Here is a 21,554-nt window from a genome sequence, read left to right as displayed (position 1 = left end):
CTAATATTAAAATATACGATAGCCCGTTAGCTACCCGCAATCTTCATTTTGTCCATCAAGATCCCACCAGTACGGATCGACGAGCGTAAATCTCTGTCTTTCGCAACCGCAACAATATTGCTATACATATCTTTTAGATTACCAGCAATAGTGATCTCTTCAACTGGATATAAGATAACGCCATTTTCAACATAAAAACCTGCGGCGCCGCGTGAGTAGTCACCCGTTACGGTATTAACGCCTTGTCCCATTACCTCGGTAATAATCAAGCCTGTGCCCATCTCTTTAACGAGCTCATCAAACGTTTGCCCCGTTGATGACAACGTCCAATTATAGATCCCACCCGCATGGCCAGTATTGGTCAGGCCTAATTTTCTGGCTGAGTAACTCGTGAGTAGATAAGTGGCCAATCGACCATTATCAATAATCTTACGATCTTGGGTCGCGACACCTTCGCTGTCATAAGCCGAACTGGCTAATGCACCGACTAATTGCGGTTGCTCATCAATACTAAACCAATCCGGAAAAACCTGAGTGTCGATAGCATCCAACAAGAAGCTAGATTTGCGATAAATGCTCCCCCCACTAATCGCGCCGACTAAGTGCCCCATCAATCCGGTCGCGATCTCTGGAGAGAATAAAATCGGTAATTCAGTGGTCGCAATCTTTCGACCGCCTAAACGGCCTGCCGTTTTTTCGGCCGCTGAGGCTCCAACCAACTCTGGCGCTAACAGTTCGCTGTATTTTCTGGCGATGGTGTAGTCATAATCACGCTGCATGCCACCATCAATCTCACCGATAGCAACACAACTTAAGCTATATCGAGAGCTGCAATATCCATGTAAAAAACCATGGCTGTTGCCGTATACCTTGACACTTGAATGGGCACTGGCACTGGCGCCATCAGAGGTTTGCACTCGCTTATCGGTGTCGAGTGCGGCCTCTTCGGCCAAAATCGAGATACGAGTTAACTCTTCAGGTGAAATGTTCTGCGGATGATATAGATCTAAATCAGGAAACTTTGTCGCCATCAGTGATTTATCGGCTAAACCATTATAAGGATCCGCTGACGTAAAACGGGCAATATCATCGGCCGCTTTTACCGCTTGTTTAATGGCTGCAGGACTGAGATCTGAAGTCGAGGAGCTGCCTTTACAACCCCCTCTAAAGAGTGTGATCCCCAGTGCACCATCTTTATTAAACTCTACCGTCTCAACTTCTTTCATACGAGTTGAAACAGATAGCCCTTGCTGCTTACTAATCGCAACTTCAGCACCAGATGTGCCTAAGGTTTTTGCATATTCCAGTGCCATTGAAACGGCGTCTTGTAGGGAATCTAATTCGATATCAATGCTAGGTGAGGACACAAATCTACTCTTCAATAATCGGTAATGACTTAAGCATAACAAACCCAAAAAACAATCACATTAAATAATACCAATCTCATTAAATATCTGGTCACTTCAGAGCCCCTCTGGCTTTTCAATTCAAGGCGCATTGATGAAGAAATGGTTATTCCCTTTTAAGTCAATGGAACGCCTGAGAGGCTCACGTAGTGCGGCTGATGTTCAAAGCGATGACAAAGCCCTATAGCTATGTTAGATACTTTCGATACAGAATAACGATTAGCTTCAATCATCCGCCTTGGCTACGGGCTTTGAATTCCCGCTGAATGATCACGTATTTAATTAAATTAGTATAATTGCGCCAGTTTACTTATTAGCGTGCTTTCGATTCACCTAGATAAAATATGGCAGGTCAACTGGCTTTATAAATGTTATTATTAAATCAGTATTTGTAAGAGATTTTAGATATGAAGATTGTCGGTGACTCAGAACATTTCCACCAGCCCTATGACAAAGATGATGACTACGAAAGCAGAGCTGAAGCTAAGCGTAGTATTGCCATCTACCAAGAAATTGGTAACGAATTGACTTTACTAAGTAAAAGTCAGATTGAAAGACTCAATCTTGATGAAATTATTTATGACAATGTGTTAAAAGCTAAGACGATTAAGAGCAACACTGAAGCTTATCGTCGCCATTTGCAATATATTGGCAAGTTAATGCGCTACGTTGATATTGAAGAGCTACAGCTCGCAATTAAAAACGTATTGAATAAAAATAGCAATGAAAGCGCCAAGAGTAATGTTGCGGATAAGACTCGCGACCAACTGCTCAACGATGGTGACACTGCGATTCAAGCGTTGATCGAGAAACACCCAGATTTAGACAGACAAAAGTTGCGTCAATTCGTCCGTCAAACTAAGAAAGAACTTACTAAAAATGCTGATATTGAGCTATCAAAAACAGCAAAAGAGTTCAGTAAATATATACGTAACGGCATCCCAGAATAATCGTTACCAATCTAGATATTAGCTCTCTGAATAAGTCGTTTATTCAGAGAGCTATTTTTTGATCGATGATAAATACTCATAGTATCGTTGTGATCAAATTAACTAACCCCTTCAAACAGTACTGTTCATACTTGCACAAGGAATTTGTGAATGCGCCTCACCAAGAAGCTGGCCGCCATCCCTTTTACTCTTTTATGTTTATCTCTATTAAGCGGCTGTAATGGCGCATCAGGTGATAACGAAGATCCAGACACTGGAGGCAGTTACAGCCTCGCATTAAGCTTTAAAACGGTTGAGAATGGAGTTTGTGCCACAACAACCGACGCCCAAAGTTTTGATGCCTCAGAGTCTTTTTGTGCCGTCGCACATCTAAAACAAGATGGCAGTAATCGTAATGGGAAACTCATCGCATTTACGGCCTCTTTTGGTGAATTATCAGCGACAAGTAAACTAACGGATACTAACGGTTTAGCCGAAGTCATTATCAGCAATGCTGCAGGTACTGAAAATGCGGGCACATTAACGGCCAGCTTTACCGAGGGTGAAACCGCGGTTAATGGCAGCCGAAACTATCAATTCACTCTGTCCATCTCGCCATCAGAGCCGATATTCACGCTTAATAGCGCCATCATTAATGGTACTGCAGTTGTCACTCAATTTAAGGCAGACGAAACCGTTCAGCTACAGGCGCTATTCTTAGATGATCAAGGTCAGGGCGTAGCGGGTAAGATGGCCACTTTTGTCGCCGGCAGCGCCAGCTTAAACCCAAGTTCAGCACTCACTAAAGAAAATGGTATTGCTCAAGTTAGCTATACCCCAACAGAAAGTGAACTTGGCGCAGCCAATATGTCGGTCACACTTAAAGATGATGACAAAACTTACCAAAGTTCAGGCCTATATGAAGTGCTCGCCAAAGATGCTGTCAGTGATACCGGCATTATCATGCTCGGTTCTTTTTTAGCCGACGGTGTTACTTTCGTTGAGAATAAACTAGCAACAACACCTCCTTCAGCAGACAGTTCATACACCGTCAGCGCAGGTGGGACATTCGGAGTCACTGCCGCTTTAGTCAGTAAGAGCGATGATGGTACGATTACCCGTCTACAAACGCCAACTAGCGTAAACTTCAGCTCGAGCTGTGTTCAGAGTAACAATGCCAGTATTGACTCTCCTGTCACCACATTATCAGGTACAGCAAGCGCAACATTCCAAAACACTAGCTGCAGTGGCAACAGTCAAAGAGACGATCAAATAATTGCCACGGTTACAGCGGGCAACCAAATACTGACTGCAACACTCGATTTTTCTCTTGAAAGCCAGACATTAGCCAACTTAAGCTTTGTCTCTGCAGAACCTTCATCAATACGCATCAAAGGCGCTGGCGGCACCGACTCAAGTGAATCATCGCTCATTACTTTTAAAGTCTCAGATGCGAATGGCCAGCCTATTGCGCAGCAAACCGTTGAGTTTTCGCTCGACACTGTAGTTGGCGGTATTAGCTTTGCCGAAGGTGCAATCACAACAACAAATACCAGCAACTCAGCAGGAATCGTCAGTGCAAGCGTATTATCCGGCACCGTACCCACTCCAGTGCGTGTAGTAGCAACTGCCGTTGACACCAATAATAAATCCGTCACAACACAGTCTGAACAACTCAGTATCAATACGGGTTTACCACAACAACTGGGCTTTAGTCTTTCAGCAGATCTTTTCAACCCCGAAGCGGGAGATTACAGCGGTGAAAAGGTGGTAATTACTGCCTATGCATCCGACAGTTTTGGCAACCCTGCACCCGATGATACCGCGATTAACTTCACCACCGAAGGCGGACAAATCCCTGCTAAATGCTTAACTCTAGGTGGTAGCTGCAGCTTGGAATGGAAATCAACTGGTACTCGAGTTTCTAATCACCGTATTACAATACTTGCCTATGCTTTAGGTCATGAGACCTTTTTCGATAGCAATGGTAATAACGTTTTTGACAACAAATTTGTCATTACATCTACAGACTCCAGTGGCAATGAAGTTAAAGAAACAATCGATGATGGCGGTAAAATAATCGCAGCTTGCTTAGATGTTGATGGCAAAGCTACAACATGCTCAGGCAATGGGATGGATATTGAAACCTACCATCCAAATGGCTTTAACGATTTAGGTGATGCATTTAGAGATGATAATGAAAATGGAAAGTGGGATTCAGGAGAGCCCTACATTAATACTGCATCAAGCGCCAACTACCAAAGTGCTGATGAGCTTTTCAATGGCCCACAATGCCAATCATCAGTAACTCCCACTGAACACTCACTTTGCGGTCAAGGGCAAGCTAATAAAACTTATATCCGTAAAGCGCTCATTTTGACCATGTCTGGTTCAACAGCCCAGTTTGAGATAAGCCAAGGTGATAATGTTCTTCCTTTCTATAGCGATATAAAAGATAGGGACCTTGTCGAACTTAAAGCTATTCCCGCTGGTAAATCATCGACCTTCAGCGTTAGGTTTTTTGATAGTGCAGACCAGATCATGCCAGCAAAGACTACATTGACGACCACAGCCTCTCAAGGTGAACTAGACGCTGATGTGTTCGAGGTACAGAATCGCAATGGCTACTACGATATCAGAGGTGATGAAGATATCGATTTCAAAGCAAAAAACAGATACAGAGAGGGCAGTACTACCAGCTTTATACTCACCAACGATATCGATCCGACAAGTATTGGTGAACTAGCAAAAACCAGCTCAGTTTCAATAAGTGTTGAAACCCCTAAATCGGTGAAATCAGGCATAGGTTTTACTGTTGAGCTAGCAGCACCAGTTCAACCATAAAGAACTAAATGTTAATCAAAAAAGCCCGCTGCAATAATATTGCAGCGGGCTTTTTTATTTGTCGCTCTATCTGTTCGAGGCTATGCTGCCGACGAGCACTCCATTAATTGACTTAACCTTTAAGGTGTTAATTCAGATTGGTGCGCATCAGCTTTTAAGTGAGCTGTTAACCTAGCCTTAGTCCCAAAATAGGCCATAGCAAAGTAAATGGCTGTCATAGCCCATAACTGCAACCATTGCGGCATAATGCTCTGCCACGACGCGCCCATCTGATTAAGCTCTAACATGGCCATAATGCCGGGCACGGCGGGAAAGATTTGCGACACTGCCACAACAGACTCTGGGATTAACGCTGTCGGCCACACAAAGCCTGACACAAATAGGATCGGCATGGAGATCAGCAGTAACACTTGAGTAGGTAGATCACGTCGGGTAAACAAGCAACTAAAAGCAATACCAGCAGCGGTAGTGGCCAGTAAGAAAGGCAGTAGCAATAATGCCACCGTGCTAAAGCTTGCCTGTAAACTCACGTCATACCAATAGTAGCAATATCCAACATAGTAGCTGGTTAGCAGCGTATAAATACACATGAACGCAGCCATTCGGCCACAGACTAATTTAAGCGGGCTTACCTGCCGCCAATAGCCGGTTTCTTTCCACTGACTCGCACCGAGAATACTGGTCCCAATCAACAATGTTTGATGCAGTAGTAATAGGAACAATCCTGGCACAATATAAGGGGTGTAGCCTAAACTCGGATTAAAAGCCGGAATACTATTGAGCTTAACCACATTAAGACTTTGATCTGCTGCTTGAGCACCACGCCCTTGAGCCAGTAACCCCAAACGTTGCACACTCTTCCCGGCATCAAGTCCGGTTGAAATAAGCCCTTCAGCGACGGCGGAGTATATTAAAAAGTAACTCGCATCGCCACCGTAACTTAATGTCACTCCACGGCCCAGTAATAGATCACGCCTAAAGTCAGCCGGAATGACCAACAGGCCATGAGCTTGCCCAGATTCTATCCAGCTTTTAGCTTCATCGATTGAGCCCACTTTGGCGATCACTTGAATTTTTGCACTGGCGTCGGCATGGCGAATAAGCTGACGGCTTAATGATGAATGGTCGTGATCAACCACCACCAACTGCTGCTCTGTCGGTACTTGATTAAGATACGGTAGCGGATAAAGAATAGAGTAAAAAAGTACGCCACCAAATACCGTAATAACAATGGTTTTGTCAGCCAAAATAGCTTTAAATTCTGCGATGATAAGCTGTAAGAAGCTCATACTAATGCTCCTTCGAGGCAAGTGGTACAGCGGGTGCTGTTACATTAGCAGCGGAATCGAAGCCTTTGGCAGCCAACACGCTAATCGGAATAAGCAGCAATAGGTAACCCCAATAGCTCGCAAACTGAGGAAAAGTCGCTAACCAACCTTGCCCGTAACTCACAATCGCAATATGAGTTTCAATATAATGACTCGATGGCATGATGACTCGCCACCACTGGGCCAGCTGCGGCATCTCATGAGTGGGGAACGTCACCCCCATAAAGGCAAATGCGGGCGCAAACATCGCGGTACAAAAGCTAATCACTCGAGCGCTGTCTTTAAGCGCGAAGAAGATCAACAGCACCATTAACCACACCGCCAATAACATCAACAGTTGTGCGACTAACAATAACGCAATACTCCCCGCGATAGGCAGATCTAAATATAGGTAAATAAGCGCAAGAATAAAGCCACCATGCAGTAACACGATTGGCGTATAGAACAGCACTTTAGCTGCAATACCTTTCCACATTCCTAACGAAATCCATTCAGAGGTAGTATTCCAGCGCAGTTCTCGATTAAGGCTATTAGCAAACACCATCATGGCGACAAGCTGCAGCAGCGCTATCAATACCGGTGGAACCAGAAACCCCACATAGTTACTATTGCGATTAAACAGTGCGGTAGTTTGACTGCTTACCGGACTGAGATTCACCGCGACCTTGGCCTTAGGTACCCCAGCAGCAAGCTGTTTTATCGCCGCTAATGGCTTTAAACCATCGGCCATACTCGCTTGTAGCTGACTCGACAATAACTTGCCAACTAATAAAAACTGGCTGTTATAGCGAATATCTATCGTTGGGCTTTTACCGGTAAGCAGGTCACGTTTAAAGCCATGGGGCAACACTAGCAGCGCATACACCTCTGCTTGTTGCATGGCTTCAACAGCGCTGGCCAAATCAGTATAACTAATCGGTTTTGTTACAGGGTTTGCTTGTAACTGCCGGGCAAGGGCTCGGGAAATTTGGCTTTGATCTAAATCGACCACCGCCACTGGAAGTTGTCTGGGTAAGCCGGCGCTAAATAGCAACCACAGCCCAATGATACTCAATAGCGGAATATAGCTGATCAGTGCAAGCTGCCATGGGTCATCCAGCAACGCCGCCATTTCTCTTTTTAGCATTCTTATCAAAGCATCAGCCCCGCGCTACTGAGTATTATAAGGCGAACAGAACAGACATACCGACTCTCAAGTCCACAATCGCCTCGCTAGGGCGCAGTTCGACTTGGAAAGTTCGCATATCAAAATCATGGCCGCTTTCAGTTGCACGCCAAGTGGCAAAATCACCCATGACTGCAATATGGCTAACGGTAAACTCAACATCACGCTCAAGAGCAGGAATGGTTAACAATACAGTCTGACCTTGCTTAACTTGCTTAAGTTGGTCTTCACGCACCTGAAACACTGCCCAGGCATCGCTCATGTCGATTAAACTCACAACGGGAAAGCCGCTCGGCGCTAATTCACCCGCCTGTAATAAAACCTCGCTAACCTCAGCTGTTTTCGGCGATCGCATTTGGCTATCAGCCAATATTGCGTTCACTTCGTTAACCGCGCCTTCGGCCATTCTGGCATTACCCGCAGCTGCCGCTTTGGTTTCATCACGCGCACCCTCATCCGCCATTTGATACATAGCCAATGCCGCTTGTTCGGTATATTTAGCCGCTTGCCATTGCGTAAAGGCTTCGTCGCGCTTTTGCCGTGCTAGTACACCTTCCTCAAATAGCGCTTCAATACGTTCAAAGGTGGTTTTTGCTAATGTAGCGGCTGCTTGCGCCTTCAACCATTGCTCTCTCGACGCCAAAATTTGCTGCTTGCGAGCGCCATTATCGGCCTCTTGCTGCATCGCTTTGGCAGCGTCTCGGCCACCTTCTGCTTGCATTAATTTGGCTTTCAGCTCGGGGCTATATATCGCATACAGCAGATCGCCTTGGTTAACTTTATCACCGCGGCGCACGAGAACTTGCTCTACACGACCAGGTACTTTAGAAGAGATATTATATTCGCGGGCTTCAATCTGCCCCTGCAATACTTGGGGTTTAGGGGTGTAAGCCAACACGAGTCCGTAAGCTAATATTCCGATGAGTGCAATCAGTGCTATTGCTGCCAAGATACGGTTAGTGCGCATTTAGTTCCCCTTGCTTAAGGCTTCTGCCAATAAATTCATCTAACTGACCACTAATCGCCATCAGCCTTGCATATGCTTGTATATAACGGTATTGCGCACCCAGTTGCTGAGTTTCTACCGCAGTAAGTTTAAGTTCCGCGTCCACTTTTTCAATTGAGGTCGACAATCCCTGCTTAAAAGCGATGTCACGTAAGCGTTTATTCTCTTGGGCCAAGCTAAGCGAGGTGTTGAGCGATATCACCTCCTCTTGCGCTTGAAGTAACTGGCGGTAGCTCTGCTCCAGCAGTAGGTTCAAATCTTGTTGGGTTTGCGCTTTAGTATATCGAGCCTGCAATAATGCACTTTTAGCCGCTTCGACTTTGCCACTACGACCATCACGGCTCAGCAGCGGAATGTTGACCCCAACGCCAAGCATCCAATCAGGTTCCATCTTTGAAAACAGGCTATCGTCTTCATAAAGGGTGTAATTACCATAAAGAAAAACCATTGGGTAGTAACTGCCCTTTTCAACCATAATCAGCCCTTGCGCTTGTGCCTCTTTGGCCTCAAGTAGCTTTAATGCTGGATGCTGATTCATCGTGAGTTGTGACAGCTGCGGTAAAGACGGAGCACTGTTCAGCATAAATAGCGATGAGGTCGCATCGACTTGTCGCTCGTGTAACATCCGCGATAAGGCAATCATTGCCATCTCAGATTGACGCTTAGCACTGCCGTAACTCACCTTCGCATTTTCAAGTGCCACTTGGGCATTGAGTCGCTCAACTTTGGCTATTTGCCCTTGCTGTTCAAGCTTTTGCGCATGAGAAACGTGTAACGTAAGAGAATCAACCAATTGCTTTTTTGTTTGCGCTAAGGTTTCTGTCACTGCAACGGCATAATAGCGATCAACTAAACTCACAAACAGATCGCGAGTCGTCAGCTTTAGCTGTTCTTCTTTTTCTGCAACGTGGGCTTCATGTATACCCTGCGCAGCAGTAATTTTACCCCCGGTGTAGATAGGCCACATCGCTTGCAGACTAGAACGGAAGATATCTTGTTCAGTAAAAGGGGTCACAAATAGTGAGCCGGGGATCCCAGCCAATGCACCACCGATTGCTGGGGGCAAAGTCCCGGGGTCCATCGAGGCCAGAGGATTGAGATCACGCAGGTCTAACTCAATGGGCTTTTCTAAACGGGTATAGCTACCAGTGAGGTTAATTGAGGGTAAGTTCATGTCTTCACCCGCCTCTCGCTCAGCCTCTGCACGATTGACCTCTTGCGTGCCAGCTTGCAATTTATCACTCACCTTGAGCAATTGATCCCAAGCTTGGTTAAACGCAATAGGTTTGGCTTGTATCGACAGCGGAAGAACTAGCAAAAGAGCACAGAGCGAACGTTTCATTTACACCTCTAGAGTTATTACTCTAATTATTTTGTGAATAGTACCATTGCTAACCACTGCTCGCTAGGATCTAGCGTAATGAGCTTACCGCTAAATCCTAGTTTACTTTGAATTTTTTACCTAAACGACTTAGATATACATCCTTACGCAGTGCCACCTACAGTCAACTTATCCAATTTTAATGTTGGTTGACCCACGCCTACAGGTACACTTTGACCATCTTTACCGCACACACCAACACCTTTATCGAGCTCAAGGTCATTACCCACCATCGAAATTTGGCTCATAGCCTCTGGTCCATTGCCAATCAAGGTTGCCCCCTTAATCGGCTGGGTAATCTCGCCATTCTCAATTAAATAAGCTTCAGATGCAGAGAACACAAACTTACCGGAGGTGATATCCACTTGGCCACCACCAAAGTTAGGCGCATAAATCCCGTTCTTAACTGATTTAATGATCTCAGCAGGATCCGACTCGCCCGCTTCCATATAGGTATTTGTCATACGCGGCATCGGCAAGTGAGCATAAGACTCACGGCGACCATTACCGGTAGAGCGCTCACCCATAAGCCCTGCATTGAGCTTATCTTGCATGTAACCTTTTAAGATCCCGTCTTCAATCAATACTGTTTTTTGAGTAGGTGTACCTTCATCATCAATGCTTAACGAGCCACGACGATTAGCCATGGTGCCATCGTCTACTACGGTGACTAATTTAGAGGCCACTTGTTGGCCCATCTTGCCACTAAATGCACTACTACCCTTGCGGTTAAAATCACCTTCTAGGCCATGCCCAACGGCTTCATGCAGCAATACGCCAGGCCAGCCCGCGCCTAACACTACCGGCATCTCACCTGCAGGAGCATCGACCGCTTGCATATTGACTGATGCTTGGCGTACAGCTTCACGCGCAAAAGCAAAGCAATAGGGTAGGCCATCGTCACCATTGGCTAGCAGCACATCGTAACTATGACGCCCACCACCACCAGAACCACCGCGCTCACGCTTGCCATTTTCTTCTAAAATAACACTGCAATTGAATCGAACTAACGGTCTAATATCAGCTGCTAAAGTGCCATCACTTGCGGCAACTAATATCTCTTCATGCACTCCAGACAGACTCACTACTACCTGAATAATTCGTTTATCGAGACTACGAATATAGACATCGGCTTCTTTGAGTAAGGCTATTTTTTTAATCTCTTCCATTGCGGCAATGGGATCTGAACTTATGTAAAGCGCTTTATCATGCTGTTGCTTCCAAGCGTTAACTCGTCCGCTACCGCCAGAGACTGCAATACTGCGAGCGGCAGTTGCAGCAGCTTCTAATGCTGCGGGGGTAATTTCATCCGCATAAGCAAAACCTGTTTTTTCACCGGTTATCGCTCTAACACCCACGCCACGTTCAATATGGAAACTGCCGTCTTTAACGATGCCATCTTCCAACACCCAAGACTCGTGGCGGCTACCTTGAAAATACAGATCTGAAAAATCAATTTTATGCTCATGAATACGCTTTAAATAGCTTTGTAGATCATCTATCGCCAGTCCATCTTGCAGTAGGCTGTGTCCAACTTGGGTTAAAAATGACATCAATTTTCTCTCTTCGACCAAATATAGTTCTTTTCTAGAGACCCTTACAGGTAAGCATCTCTATACGATTTGTGTATTAGCTTGTTGCTAAGGAATAATGCAAACATAGCGCTAGGTTAACCTAGATTGCCACGACTCGCTTAGCATTACTGCTTAAGTGTTGGCGACTGAAACCGGTTGTGCGTTATTATTGGCATCTTTGCCCGCACGGCATGTAAGTCTCGCATGTTCAGTTCAGCACTAACCCAACCGGTACCCGTTGGCTTTTGGGCTAAAATATCTCCCCAAGGGCCGATAATCATGCTTTGGCCCCAAGTCTCACGACCGCCGTCATTGTGAACGCCCCATTGCGCTGCCGCTAACACGAAGCATTGGGTCTCAATAGCCCGAGCTTGCAGCAGAACTTGCCAATGAGCCTCACCAGTAACCTTAGTAAAGGCCGCTGGCAGTGCAATAATTTCGGCCCCTGCTTCACGTAGCGCCCTGAATAAATCGGCAAAACGAATATCGTAGCAAATAGCCAATCCAAGCTTACCAAAGGGTGTATCGACCACGGTAATATGTTTGCCTGGGCAGAATGCATCACTCTCACGATATTGCTTGGTGCCATCCGACACCTCGACATCGAATAGATGCAGTTTATCGTAATAGCCCAATACGCTAGCATCAGTGTCAAACACATAGCAACGATTATAGATGCGACCGTCTTCTGCCAATATAGGAATACTCCCCGCCACTAGCACCACGCTATATTTAGCTGCTAGTGCCGCTAAGTCGTGTTTAAGTTGACTGTGTATTTCGTCTGTTGCGTATTCAAGCTGTTGGCTCTCTTGCCCACCAAATAACAAGCAACACTCTGGCAATACCACTAGCTGTTGATTATCATCCAGCCGAGGTAATTGCTTAAGCTGCAACTCGATAAAGGCGAGATTCTCGATTACGCTGCGACTGCTCTGACATTGCAGTAGGCTTACTTGCATCTGACTCTCCCGGTATCAATTTCAAAGCAGGCATTGTTTGGCCACTCTCTTTCAAATTGGGTTGCTCAATTGTCTTATTGGACTGACTCGTTTCACTAGCGTCGTTAGCTTCCATTTTAAGTCCAACTTTCGCTGACGCTATATCTGAAATAGGCTCTGATGCCTGTCCCCGTACAGGGACCATTTCAGACGTTGAGTTTGATGTTGGGACTGATACAGCACCCTCTGGCTGCTTCTCTAAAGCGCTGTCTTGTCCACTCCCCTCTTCAGGTTCAACGGCCTTTTTAGGCAGCACCGATTCTGGGATCTCAATCTCTTTACTCTTACGCTCTAACTCTTCAAGTTTAGGTTCAGACATGGTGCCTGTCAGCCTAAAGCGGATCTCTGATATCACTTCAATAACAGGTTCAAGTACTTTCGTCAGCGCAAAAGCGCCCAAGCCTAATGTCCAACCGCCGGTACTGAGCAATATCACCGTCGGCACACTTGATGCCAATTGCGGCACAAAGCGAATATCGTAATTCAAACTTTCAGTGGTTAAATCGGTGTAACCACGCACTCGCATATTACCTGCGACAGCCTTCATCTCAGTATCCGTGGTCTTAACAACCCCGTTATCAAGCATCAAGGTACCGCCAAACGAATCAAAATACAGGCCTTTGCCAAAGACATCGGAGAAGTCTAATGACAATTTACGCAGCAGTGAATCGAGGCTAAATAACGAGAATATCCGCGCCCCTTTGTCACTCACCTCTGACAAATGCCCTTTGCCTAAATCAAACCTTACTTCACCATCAAGAGTGTCGAGCGAAAACGCGTATGGCGCTCCGGTCCAGGAAATATCACCGACCACCGATGTTGGTGCATCTTTAAGCCCCGGGTCTATGCCTAGTTTAGCCGATAGGAAGTCAAACTTAGTCGCATCTAGAGTCAAATTAAACGAAGTCAGGCTCTGGCCAGCTTCTATCGACCAAGTGCCTTTTCCTTTAAGCTGCACCTCTGGCGTACTCAAGGATAGGGTTTGGATCTGATAAGTATCATCTTTAGGGCTGGCTTGTAAAACGAGGTGCCCCATCGATTTATCAAACAATCTAAAGTCATCCACATCGACCGCTAATGGCGGTAAGTTAGCCAAAACAGTATCTGACTTAAAATGCGCGGTTTCATCCGTCTTCGCCTCTGGCGACATATACAACTTGCTCGCCACCACTTTAAATCCTTGCTTAACCCAATCAGGATAAAAGTCGATTCGACCATCAAATTGATCAGAAGTGGCATCGAATCGCCATGAATATTCAGTTGGCCTCGCATTGAAATGGAGGTCATTCAACGGTTGCCCCATCAAATCCAGGTCATTAAAGTTAGCTTCAATTGACACTAAAGGCGGGAAAAAACCATCAGTCGCGGTAAGAGGCTCACTCTCTACTCCCGTATCGACATCGAACTCTAGCGTCTTTTCTGATTTAGCGGTAAAGCTCTGAATGATGGGTAACCAAGGTGAAAATTCGGTTTTATCAAGATCTATCTGTAGGTGCCCTTCTGTTTTACGTAACTGGTCGCCGGGTTTAAATAGGCGACCGAGCAATAGATCAAAGTGAGCGAGCCCGTTACCGGACTCAAGATCAAAACCACCCCAAAACTCCAACTGCTTATCTAGCTTAATCCCCAAAGAGGACTGCTTGTTATCGCCAATAAGTTCTGCCGTAAACTCTGCCGTCTTGCTCGACGCCTTAGTAAAAGGGGCTGGTAGGCCCAGCTCAGTCCCAAGAAGATCGCTATCAACCCGTGCTTGAATACGGTAACCAGAGGGGTCGAATATCAGCATCAATCCGCCAGTCCAATCAAGTTCACCGCTATAATAATCACTTAACGGGTTATTGAGCTCATTGGGTAAGTCATCTAGCAGCCAATGACCCGTCAAGTCGACATTCACCGCATAGTTCTTGTTAATCCGCCCCGTATCAAAGCTAAATGTTAATGGCTGACTGTACATCTGTGCATTAATGTCACTGCCTGTCACTACATCATTAATAAACTGAATTTGACCGCTGACATAATCTAACTGAATACCCGGTTCACTGATATAAACCGGCGTATTATCAAAATTCACCGTGCCCTGAATAATTTCATCCACACCATCAAACAGCGGAATACTCAGATCTATCTGCCCAGTTATATCACCTGATATTTGTACTACATCAAGCGTTGAGCCTACTGAATCAGCCAAGGGAGAAGCCTCAATCACCGCATTAGCTGCTTCGGCTTTGGTCGCCAAGTCCGCCTTAACGATAAGCATGCTTTCATGGTTCATGAAGGGAATGCCGATATAGGCGCCATCCGCTGAAACATCCATCAGCTGACCTTTATTCACCCACAAATCCATAGCTGCATTCTCAAACAGTGCTGATAGATTTAAATTGGATACTGCAGGCCAAGTGTCTTGAAATTTAAAATTAGCATCTGCTAAGGTGAACCCCGCTTGAAAAACACCCGCACTTTGTGAATAAGGATAATCTTCAAAAGTCCCCTGCCACACGATGACAGCATCATCTGTTTTTCCTGCTTTTAATGCGCCGGTTAAATAGTCAACCAGGCCAGTACTCATTCCCTTAAGCGGAAAATAACGATGTGCATTTGCCACATTATTAATATTGAGATTGGCTAACAATGCCATATGAGTCGCGCCAGAAAACTCAAGTCGAGTGGCGGCATCAACTGAAATGTCGGCATTACTAAAATGCAGTTTAGGTAATGATAGCGCTGAAGAAGCAAAATCGAACTGGCCTTCTAATGCATCGCCCATAAGATCGAGTGGCGCTTCAAAGCCACCATCAAAATCGACCACATATTGCTGTGCTGGCAACGCAAACTGTAATTCTTTATCAGTAACCACGACCTTAGCATCAATAGCCGAAAGTCCAGGGATAGCACCGTGCGTTTGCCAACTAATTTGCTGTGCATTAGCGCTAAGTTGCGGCTGATTTTTGTCGGTATCCCACTGTAACTGGGTATTGGTGATCTCACCTTGAGGACTTAACGCCTGCCAAGTCTGTAAGGTGTCGAGTTCAATACCGGGGAGCAACGGCAATAGCGGTAATACAGTGGCTAAATCCAAAGTATTTAAATAAGCGTCGATGCTAGTCCCATGTTGCTTGGCACTCAATACAGGGGAAGGCCAATTCTTGCCATTGGTTGCAAAAGACAGATCGTGACTGCTTAGAGACCAACCGTTGGTATCTGGATACCAACGCATTGCGCCCGCTTGAATTGAAAAATTCTGCGCTTCTCCATTTAAAAACCACTCTAACCAGCTAGGTTTAAATGCGACTGTTGCATCATTAATTTCACGATTAGCAAAGCTTATCCACGCCTCTAAATTAACCACACCTTCGAGCTGCAGCTTTTTATTTGCATCAAATGGATTAGGTTGGCGCGATGCCCACTCGCCGATATCGAGTGACGCTGCTGCAAGATAAAACTGTCCGATTAATGACTCAGGTTTGTGGCCGTCGCCTTTGACATCAACACTTAATGCCAGCAGCTCTATTTCTGAGGCTTCTTCGTCTAAAAACAACTTACCTTGACCACGGTGACGCTTTTCCGTGTTACGCCAATGCATATCTTTAATGAAAATAGGGCGGTATTGGTGTTTTTGGCTTATTAGCTGAATACGAGCATTGGTAATGGAAAATCGCTCTAATTGCTCTAACATCAACTGATAGAGCCAATCAGTGTTCATCTTTGTACTTGATGAGCTTGAAGTCGAAGTCGATGCCAATCGGTCGAGATCGAGCGCGACGTTTACCCCATCAAAAATAACATCTTCAATTTGCGGTGTTGCGGTCAACAAGGTTTGCCAAAAATCAAACTTTACATGTACTTGTTCAAACAGCAGGGTAACAGGGAGCTTTTCTTGGGAAGGAAGCACAAAGTTCTTAACGGTGAGCGCTGGGCCAAATGCTTGCCATTCGGCTTGTAATTGACCCACCTGCACTTCGACTTGATACTTATTGTGAATATAATCGACCAGCTCTAATCTGACTTGATCAAGCTGGGGTAATAGCCCTCGAAACAAGCTTACGAATAGTGCAAAAAGCACCATCACAATAGCCAGGGACTGCAGGCACACTCTAAGAATATTAAATTTACGAGTCTTAGATGACACTACATTATCACCACATCAAATTTATTCTGAGCGTACATAGGTTCGTTCTGTAAACGAACACGCTTAGCAATATACACTTCTAGCTCGGCCAGAAGGTGGCTTTCGTCACTTTTAAGACTGTGGTAAACCGCTGGCGCACAATAGACTAAAAATTCATCAGCATCATAGCCTTTGTTCAAACGAATAATCTCTCTAAACATTTCGTATGACACCGTTTCTACGGTCTTTAAACTTCCGGTACCGAGACAAGATGGACATTCACCACACAAAACATGCTCTAAACTTTCGCGAGTACGCTTACGTGTCATTTCGACTAAGCCAAGACCAGAAAAACCGCTAAAATTGGTTTTTACTCTATCAACGGCTAATGCTCCCTGAAGACCCGAAAGCACACGTTTTTGATGCTCGGCTTCTAACATATCAATAAAGTCGATAATGATAATGCCACCGAGGTTACGTAGCCTTAATTGCCGCGCTATCGCCTGAGTCGCTTCAAGGTTGGTATTAAAGATAGTTTCTTCAAGGTTACGATGGCCGACAAAAGCACCAGTATTGATATCAACCGTGGTCATGGCCTCGGTTTGATCAATAATCAAATAGCCGCCGGACTTAAGTTCCACCTTACGTCCCAGTGCGCGTTGCACTTCATTTTCGACATCATAAAGGTCAAAAATAGGCACTGGACCGTTGTAATGCTCTAGCTTATTGGCAATTTCAGGCATGAACTCTTGCGCAAATTGCTGTAACTCGTCATAGGTTTGCTTGGAATCAACTTGAATTTGGTCAAGCTCTGTACCGACAAAGTCACGTACGATTCTCACCGGCAGGGCTAAATCTTGATAAAGTAAAGACACGCCTTTGCGCTTGCGTCGTAAGCTGACCTTGGCCCATACACGACGTAAAAAAGCAGCGTCTTGCACCAGTTCATCTTCACCGGCACTCTCAGCGGCGGTGCGAATAATAAACCCGCCATCATCATCGACAAAAGGCTCGGTAATTTTTTTAAGTCTGGCACGAACCTCTTCAGTTTCAATCCGTTGCGATACGCCTACATGGCTCGAACCCGGCATAAATACAAGGTAACGAGAAGGCAGGGTAATATCGGTAGTTAAGCGTGCACCTTTGGTGCCAAGTGGATCTTTAACCACCTGCACCATGATATCTTGCCCTTGTCTCACCAGTTCAGCAATATCACGTACAACAAAGTTGCCCTTCTCTACATCAGCAACACATTCGGTGTGTGGCACAATATCTGAGGCGTGTAAAAAGGCGGCTTTATCTAAGCCAATATCGACAAAGGCAGCCTGCATACCGGGTAAAACTCGGCTGACTTTTCCTTTATAGATATTGCCCACTAAACCACGCTTCATGCGTCGCTCTATGTGTACTTCTTGCAATACACCATGTTCTACCAATGCCACTCTAGCTTCGGTTGGTGTCACATTGATTAGCAGTTCAGAACCTATTTTTCGCTTTACTCTGCCTGGCACGATTCGACCTGTATTCACAACTCACCCCACTTAGGGAAATAGCTAATTTAAAAAGGATTTGGCGTTAGTGACCGATTTTACAACCTAGAATTGAATTATTATTATAGGGTTATAAAATGTTCATCTCACACAACAACGCACGGGTTTCTACCAAAGGTAACCCGACTACTGCGGAATAACTTCCCTCAATAGCTTCTACAAAACTGCCACCTAAACCTTGGATCCCATAAGCTCCCGCTTTATCCATAGGTTCGCCAGTAGCGATATAAGCCAAAATATCAGACGGTGTCATGGCACAAAACTGTACGCCAGTGGTCACCAACTTAGTCAGGGTTTTATCCCCGTCGGTTACCGCGACAGCCGTCATCACTTGATGTGCCTTTCCCGCTAGGCGAGTTAATATCGCCTTTGCGTCCGCTTCATCTGTCGGCTTACCTAAAATACTATCGCCTAACACCACTATCGTATCGGATCCTAGGACAACGGCCTTGCCTTCTTTAGCGTATAAATTCAATCCAGCTATCGCTTTCTCTTTTGCTAAGCGCACCACAAAGGTTGCTGCGGATTCACCGGCATGGTGACTCTCATCGATATCAGCTGCCAAAATGTCAAAGGCAAACGGCTTTTGCTCAGCTGAACTTAAAAAGCTCAACTGGGCCAATAATTCCTTGCGTCTTGGCGACGCTGAAGCGAGTACTAACTTCATTCTACAATACCTATTCAGAGGTGCTAATCAAGGGAGACCGAGCTAACATGGAAATACATCATAAACGTAAGTCACGACGGCAATGGGCTAACGGACTTTATATAAACGCCTGACACGACGCAGGATCCAAAAGATCCAGGGCCACATGATCAAACTTGAAAATGCGGGATAAAACAGCGTAATGTCAAAGTTCGCGGTATCCGTCACAAACTGCACCCAAAAAACAATTAAGTTATAGAGCGCGACCTGTGTTGCCACCAGCAGTGCTTGTTGCCACATAGGGAAGTTACGTAGACGTTGAAAATGTAATACCACCACATAAACCACCACAGACATGGCAAAAGCTCTAATACCTAAGGTCGCCCCCAGCAATATATCCAGCATCACACCCAGCACCCAAGCCGTTAATATGTTGTACCTGTGTGGCAGCGCCATCGCCCAGTAGATAATCACCAGTAGCAACCAATCGGGTCGCCATGCTTCGACTAATCCAGGCAGGGGCATAATTTGAAATAACATCGCGACCAGCAAACTTAACCAAACAACCCAACGGCCATTTGCGGCATGTAAACTCATTGCGCGGCCTCCTTATTGGCTTTTAACGCTTCTTCGACACCTTCTGGTGCAACCAGTTCCGCGTCATCGGCTTCAATATCAGGCCAAATTAATAGCAAGTAACGTATTCTGTCTAAGGCTGCCAACGGCTGTGCAATTACGGTGGCATAGTTTTTACCGTCATCTTTCTCGACAGTCATCACTCGTGCAACGGGGTAGCCTTCAGGGAAACGTTTTCCCAATCCAGAAGAGACTAACAAATCGCCGGCTCGTACATCGGTACTTTTAGCCACATGGCGCAGCTCTAGCTCATCTATAGAGCCTGTACCGATAGCCATCATTCTGACATCGTTGCGCGTAATTCTAACGGGGATCCCATGCGAGACATCGGACAGCAGCAGTACTCGGCTGGTTAGCTCACTGACCTGCACAACCTGGCCAACAACCCCTTGTGCGTCGACAACGGGTTGGCCAACATAAACACTGTTACGTGAGCCGCGGTTAAGTACCACATATTGATGAAAAGGATCGCTGGCAACTTCCATCACTTCAGCAACGACTTTTTTAGCGTCCATATAAACCGGAGAGCCTAACAAGCCGCGTAAACGGTCGTTTTCTTGGCGCAGATGTTCAAAGCGTTGTAAGCGTTCACTCATTAACAACTGATAGCGTAATAGCTCTTTATTTTGTTTAGCCAACATATTACGTGTGGCCAAATTTTCTGCGGACTCGTCAAGTAATACCCCAGGGATATTAGCGACATATTGCAGTGGACTTAAGAGGGAGGACAGTGAGTTGCGCACAGGCTCAAGCCGGTCATTTGCAACAAGCAAAATCACTGACATGATGACAGCTAGGGTCAATCTGAATTGGTTTGATATACCACGAACAAAAATTGGCTTCATAAAAAAATAGGGCGGTAATCACCGCCCTTTTTAACCGTCTTAATTTTCTTCGGAGAATAGGTCGCCGCCGTGCATATCGATCATCTCGAGCGCTTTACCACCGCCACGAGCCACACAAGTCAATGGATCATCGGCAATCATCACGGGAATGCCCGTTTCTTGCATTAGGAGACGATCCAAATCGCGGATAAGAGCACCACCACCCGTCAGCACCATACCGCGCTCTGAAATATCAGAGGCTAATTCTGGTGGAGACTGTTCAAGTGCGACCATAACAGCACTCACAATGCCAGATAACGGCTCTTGCAGTGCTTCTAAAATTTCGTTGCTGTTCAGTGTAAAGCTGCGAGGGACACCTTCTGCAAGGTTACGACCACGAACTTCAATCTCTAACACTTCATCGCCAGGATAAGCAGTACCAATGGTATGCTTAATACGCTCAGCGGTCGCTTCGCCAATGAGGCTGCCGTAGTTACGACGCACATAATTGATGATAGCATCATCAAATTTGTCGCCACCGATACGAACAGATGAAGAGTAAACCACACCGTTAAGCGAGATAATGGCAACTTCAGTTGTACCACCACCGATATCAACAACCATAGACCCTGTCGCTTCCGATACTGGAAGACCAGCACCGATTGCCGCAGCCATTGGCTCTTCAATCAAATACACTTCGCGAGCACCGGCGCCCATTGCTGATTCGCGGATAGCGCGACGTTCAACTTGGGTAGCACCAACGGGTACGCACACCAAAACACGAGGGCTTGGGCGGAATACACTGTTGTTGTGCACTTGCTTAATAAAATGCTGTAGCATTTTTTCGGTCACATAAAAGTCGGCGATAACGCCATCTTTCATTGGACGAATTGCTTGAATGTTTCCAGGAGTACGTCCGAGCATCTGCTTTGCTTCAGTACCGACGGCCGCAACCGACTTCTGACCTGAACCAGACCGCTCTCCACGGATGGCAACCACTGAAGGTTCGTTCAAAACGATGCCTTCGTCGCGGACGTAAATTAGCGTGTTAGCTGTACCCAAATCGATCGAAAGATCATTAGAAAAAATGCCGCGTAGCTTCTTGAACATGTAACCAGCCTGTCTCAGTGGAATCGAAGAAAAAAGAAATCAGGTAACTTTA

The 21,554-nt window shown here is 45.8% G+C and carries 15 protein-coding genes; 2 read left to right on the top strand and 13 right to left on the bottom strand.

Going from position 1 to position 21,554, the window contains the following annotated elements; translation table 11 throughout:
• Window positions 1–26 precede the first annotated feature (26 nt).
• Entirely contained in the window at window positions 27–1,367 is a 1,341-nt protein-coding gene (pmbA, locus tag L2729_RS03985) for a metalloprotease PmbA (RefSeq protein ID WP_248987081.1), read from the bottom strand.
• A gap of 446 nt (window positions 1,368–1,813) precedes the next feature.
• On the opposite strand from pmbA, the gene yjgA reads away from it, so the two are divergent.
• Together yjgA and L2729_RS03975 are read left to right on the top strand one after the other, a co-directional pair.
• The gene (yjgA, locus tag L2729_RS03980; RefSeq protein WP_248987080.1) at window positions 1,814–2,356 is read left to right on the top strand and encodes a ribosome biogenesis factor YjgA; all 543 of its coding nucleotides are present in this window, start codon (window positions 1,814–1,816) and stop codon (window positions 2,354–2,356) included.
• A gap of 150 nt (window positions 2,357–2,506) precedes the next feature.
• On the top strand, window positions 2,507–5,179 hold the full coding sequence (locus tag L2729_RS03975) for an Ig-like domain-containing protein (protein ID WP_248987079.1): 2,673 nt from the start codon (window positions 2,507–2,509) through the stop codon (window positions 5,177–5,179).
• 119 nt (window positions 5,180–5,298) lie between these two features.
• Here L2729_RS03975 and L2729_RS03970 read toward each other — a convergent pair whose 3' ends face one another.
• The 12 genes from L2729_RS03970 to L2729_RS03915 form a co-directional block, all read right to left on the bottom strand.
• Entirely contained in the window at window positions 5,299–6,468 is a 1,170-nt protein-coding gene (locus L2729_RS03970) for an ABC transporter permease (protein ID WP_248987078.1), read from the bottom strand.
• A gap of 1 nt (window position 6,469) precedes the next feature.
• Window positions 6,470–7,633 carry an ABC transporter permease gene (locus tag L2729_RS03965; protein ID WP_428848219.1) on the bottom strand — a complete coding sequence of 388 codons (1,164 nt, stop codon included), beginning with the start codon at window positions 7,631–7,633 and terminating at the stop codon, window positions 6,470–6,472.
• A gap of 34 nt (window positions 7,634–7,667) precedes the next feature.
• Window positions 7,668–8,639: an HlyD family secretion protein gene (locus L2729_RS03960; protein WP_248987076.1), complete on the bottom strand. Its 972-nt coding sequence runs from the start codon at window positions 8,637–8,639 to the stop codon at window positions 7,668–7,670.
• Window positions 8,629–10,020 (bottom strand): TolC family protein, encoded by a 1,392-nt coding sequence (locus tag L2729_RS03955; RefSeq protein WP_248987075.1) that lies wholly within the window; start codon window positions 10,018–10,020, stop codon window positions 8,629–8,631. The genes L2729_RS03960 and L2729_RS03955 overlap by 11 nt, the downstream gene beginning before the upstream one ends.
• Before the next feature lie 143 nt (window positions 10,021–10,163).
• Window positions 10,164–11,612 carry a metalloprotease TldD gene (gene tldD / locus L2729_RS03950; RefSeq protein WP_248987074.1) on the bottom strand — a complete coding sequence of 483 codons (1,449 nt, stop codon included), beginning with the start codon at window positions 11,610–11,612 and terminating at the stop codon, window positions 10,164–10,166.
• A gap of 146 nt (window positions 11,613–11,758) precedes the next feature.
• Window positions 11,759–12,592 (bottom strand): carbon-nitrogen hydrolase family protein, encoded by an 834-nt coding sequence (locus L2729_RS03945; RefSeq protein WP_248987073.1) that lies wholly within the window; start codon window positions 12,590–12,592, stop codon window positions 11,759–11,761.
• Window positions 12,516–16,757, bottom strand: coding sequence for a YhdP family protein (locus tag L2729_RS03940; protein WP_248987072.1), 4,242 nt, complete (start codon window positions 16,755–16,757; stop codon window positions 12,516–12,518). The genes L2729_RS03945 and L2729_RS03940 overlap by 77 nt, the downstream gene beginning before the upstream one ends.
• On the bottom strand, window positions 16,757–18,223 hold the full coding sequence (gene rng / locus L2729_RS03935; protein WP_374702335.1) for a ribonuclease G: 1,467 nt from the start codon (window positions 18,221–18,223) through the stop codon (window positions 16,757–16,759). Before rng ends, L2729_RS03940 begins: the two co-directional genes overlap by 1 nt.
• A 133-nt stretch (window positions 18,224–18,356) precedes the next feature.
• Window positions 18,357–18,953, bottom strand: coding sequence for a Maf family protein (locus L2729_RS03930; protein ID WP_248987071.1), 597 nt, complete (start codon window positions 18,951–18,953; stop codon window positions 18,357–18,359).
• An 87-nt stretch (window positions 18,954–19,040) separates the two neighbouring features.
• Complete coding sequence (mreD, locus tag L2729_RS03925) at window positions 19,041–19,529, bottom strand: rod shape-determining protein MreD (protein WP_248987070.1); 489 nt, start codon at window positions 19,527–19,529, stop codon at window positions 19,041–19,043.
• Window positions 19,526–20,413 carry a rod shape-determining protein MreC gene (mreC, locus tag L2729_RS03920; protein WP_101089836.1) on the bottom strand — a complete coding sequence of 296 codons (888 nt, stop codon included), beginning with the start codon at window positions 20,411–20,413 and terminating at the stop codon, window positions 19,526–19,528. The genes mreD and mreC overlap by 4 nt, the downstream gene beginning before the upstream one ends.
• A gap of 39 nt (window positions 20,414–20,452) precedes the next feature.
• A complete protein-coding gene (locus L2729_RS03915; RefSeq protein WP_101089835.1) occupies window positions 20,453–21,502 on the bottom strand; it encodes a rod shape-determining protein in 1,050 nt (349 codons plus the stop codon).
• Between the last annotated feature and the right edge of the window lie 52 nt (window positions 21,503–21,554).

This window comes from Shewanella gelidimarina (assembly GCF_023283945.1).
Lineage (GTDB): Bacteria > Pseudomonadota > Gammaproteobacteria > Enterobacterales > Shewanellaceae > Shewanella > Shewanella gelidimarina.
Note: the sequence above shows the minus strand (reverse complement) of the source record. Positions and strands in the feature narration are given on the sequence as shown.

Bases quoted from the DNA above. Each gene is read 5' to 3' on its own strand.
- yjgA (WP_248987080.1), top strand. From the start codon at position 1,814: ATGAAGATTGTCGGTGACTCAGAACATTTCCACCAGCCCTATGACAAA.
- L2729_RS03975 (WP_248987079.1), top strand. From the start codon at position 2,507: ATGCGCCTCACCAAGAAGCTGGCCGCCATCCCTTTTACTCTTTTATGT.
- L2729_RS03970 (WP_248987078.1), bottom strand. From the start codon at position 6,468: ATGAGCTTCTTACAGCTTATCATCGCAGAATTTAAAGCTATTTTGGCT.
- L2729_RS03965 (WP_428848219.1), bottom strand. From the start codon at position 7,633: ATGCTAAAAAGAGAAATGGCGGCGTTGCTGGATGACCCATGGCAGCTT.
- L2729_RS03960 (WP_248987076.1), bottom strand. From the start codon at position 8,639: ATGCGCACTAACCGTATCTTGGCAGCAATAGCACTGATTGCACTCATC.
- L2729_RS03955 (WP_248987075.1), bottom strand. From the start codon at position 10,020: ATGAAACGTTCGCTCTGTGCTCTTTTGCTAGTTCTTCCGCTGTCGATA.
- tldD (WP_248987074.1), bottom strand. From the start codon at position 11,612: ATGTCATTTTTAACCCAAGTTGGACACAGCCTACTGCAAGATGGACTG.
- L2729_RS03945 (WP_248987073.1), bottom strand. From the start codon at position 12,592: ATGCAAGTAAGCCTACTGCAATGTCAGAGCAGTCGCAGCGTAATCGAG.
- L2729_RS03930 (WP_248987071.1), bottom strand. From the start codon at position 18,953: ATGAAGTTAGTACTCGCTTCAGCGTCGCCAAGACGCAAGGAATTATTG.
- mreD (WP_248987070.1), bottom strand. From the start codon at position 19,529: ATGAGTTTACATGCCGCAAATGGCCGTTGGGTTGTTTGGTTAAGTTTG.
- mreC (WP_101089836.1), bottom strand. From the start codon at position 20,413: ATGAAGCCAATTTTTGTTCGTGGTATATCAAACCAATTCAGATTGACC.
- L2729_RS03915 (WP_101089835.1), bottom strand. From the start codon at position 21,502: ATGTTCAAGAAGCTACGCGGCATTTTTTCTAATGATCTTTCGATCGAT.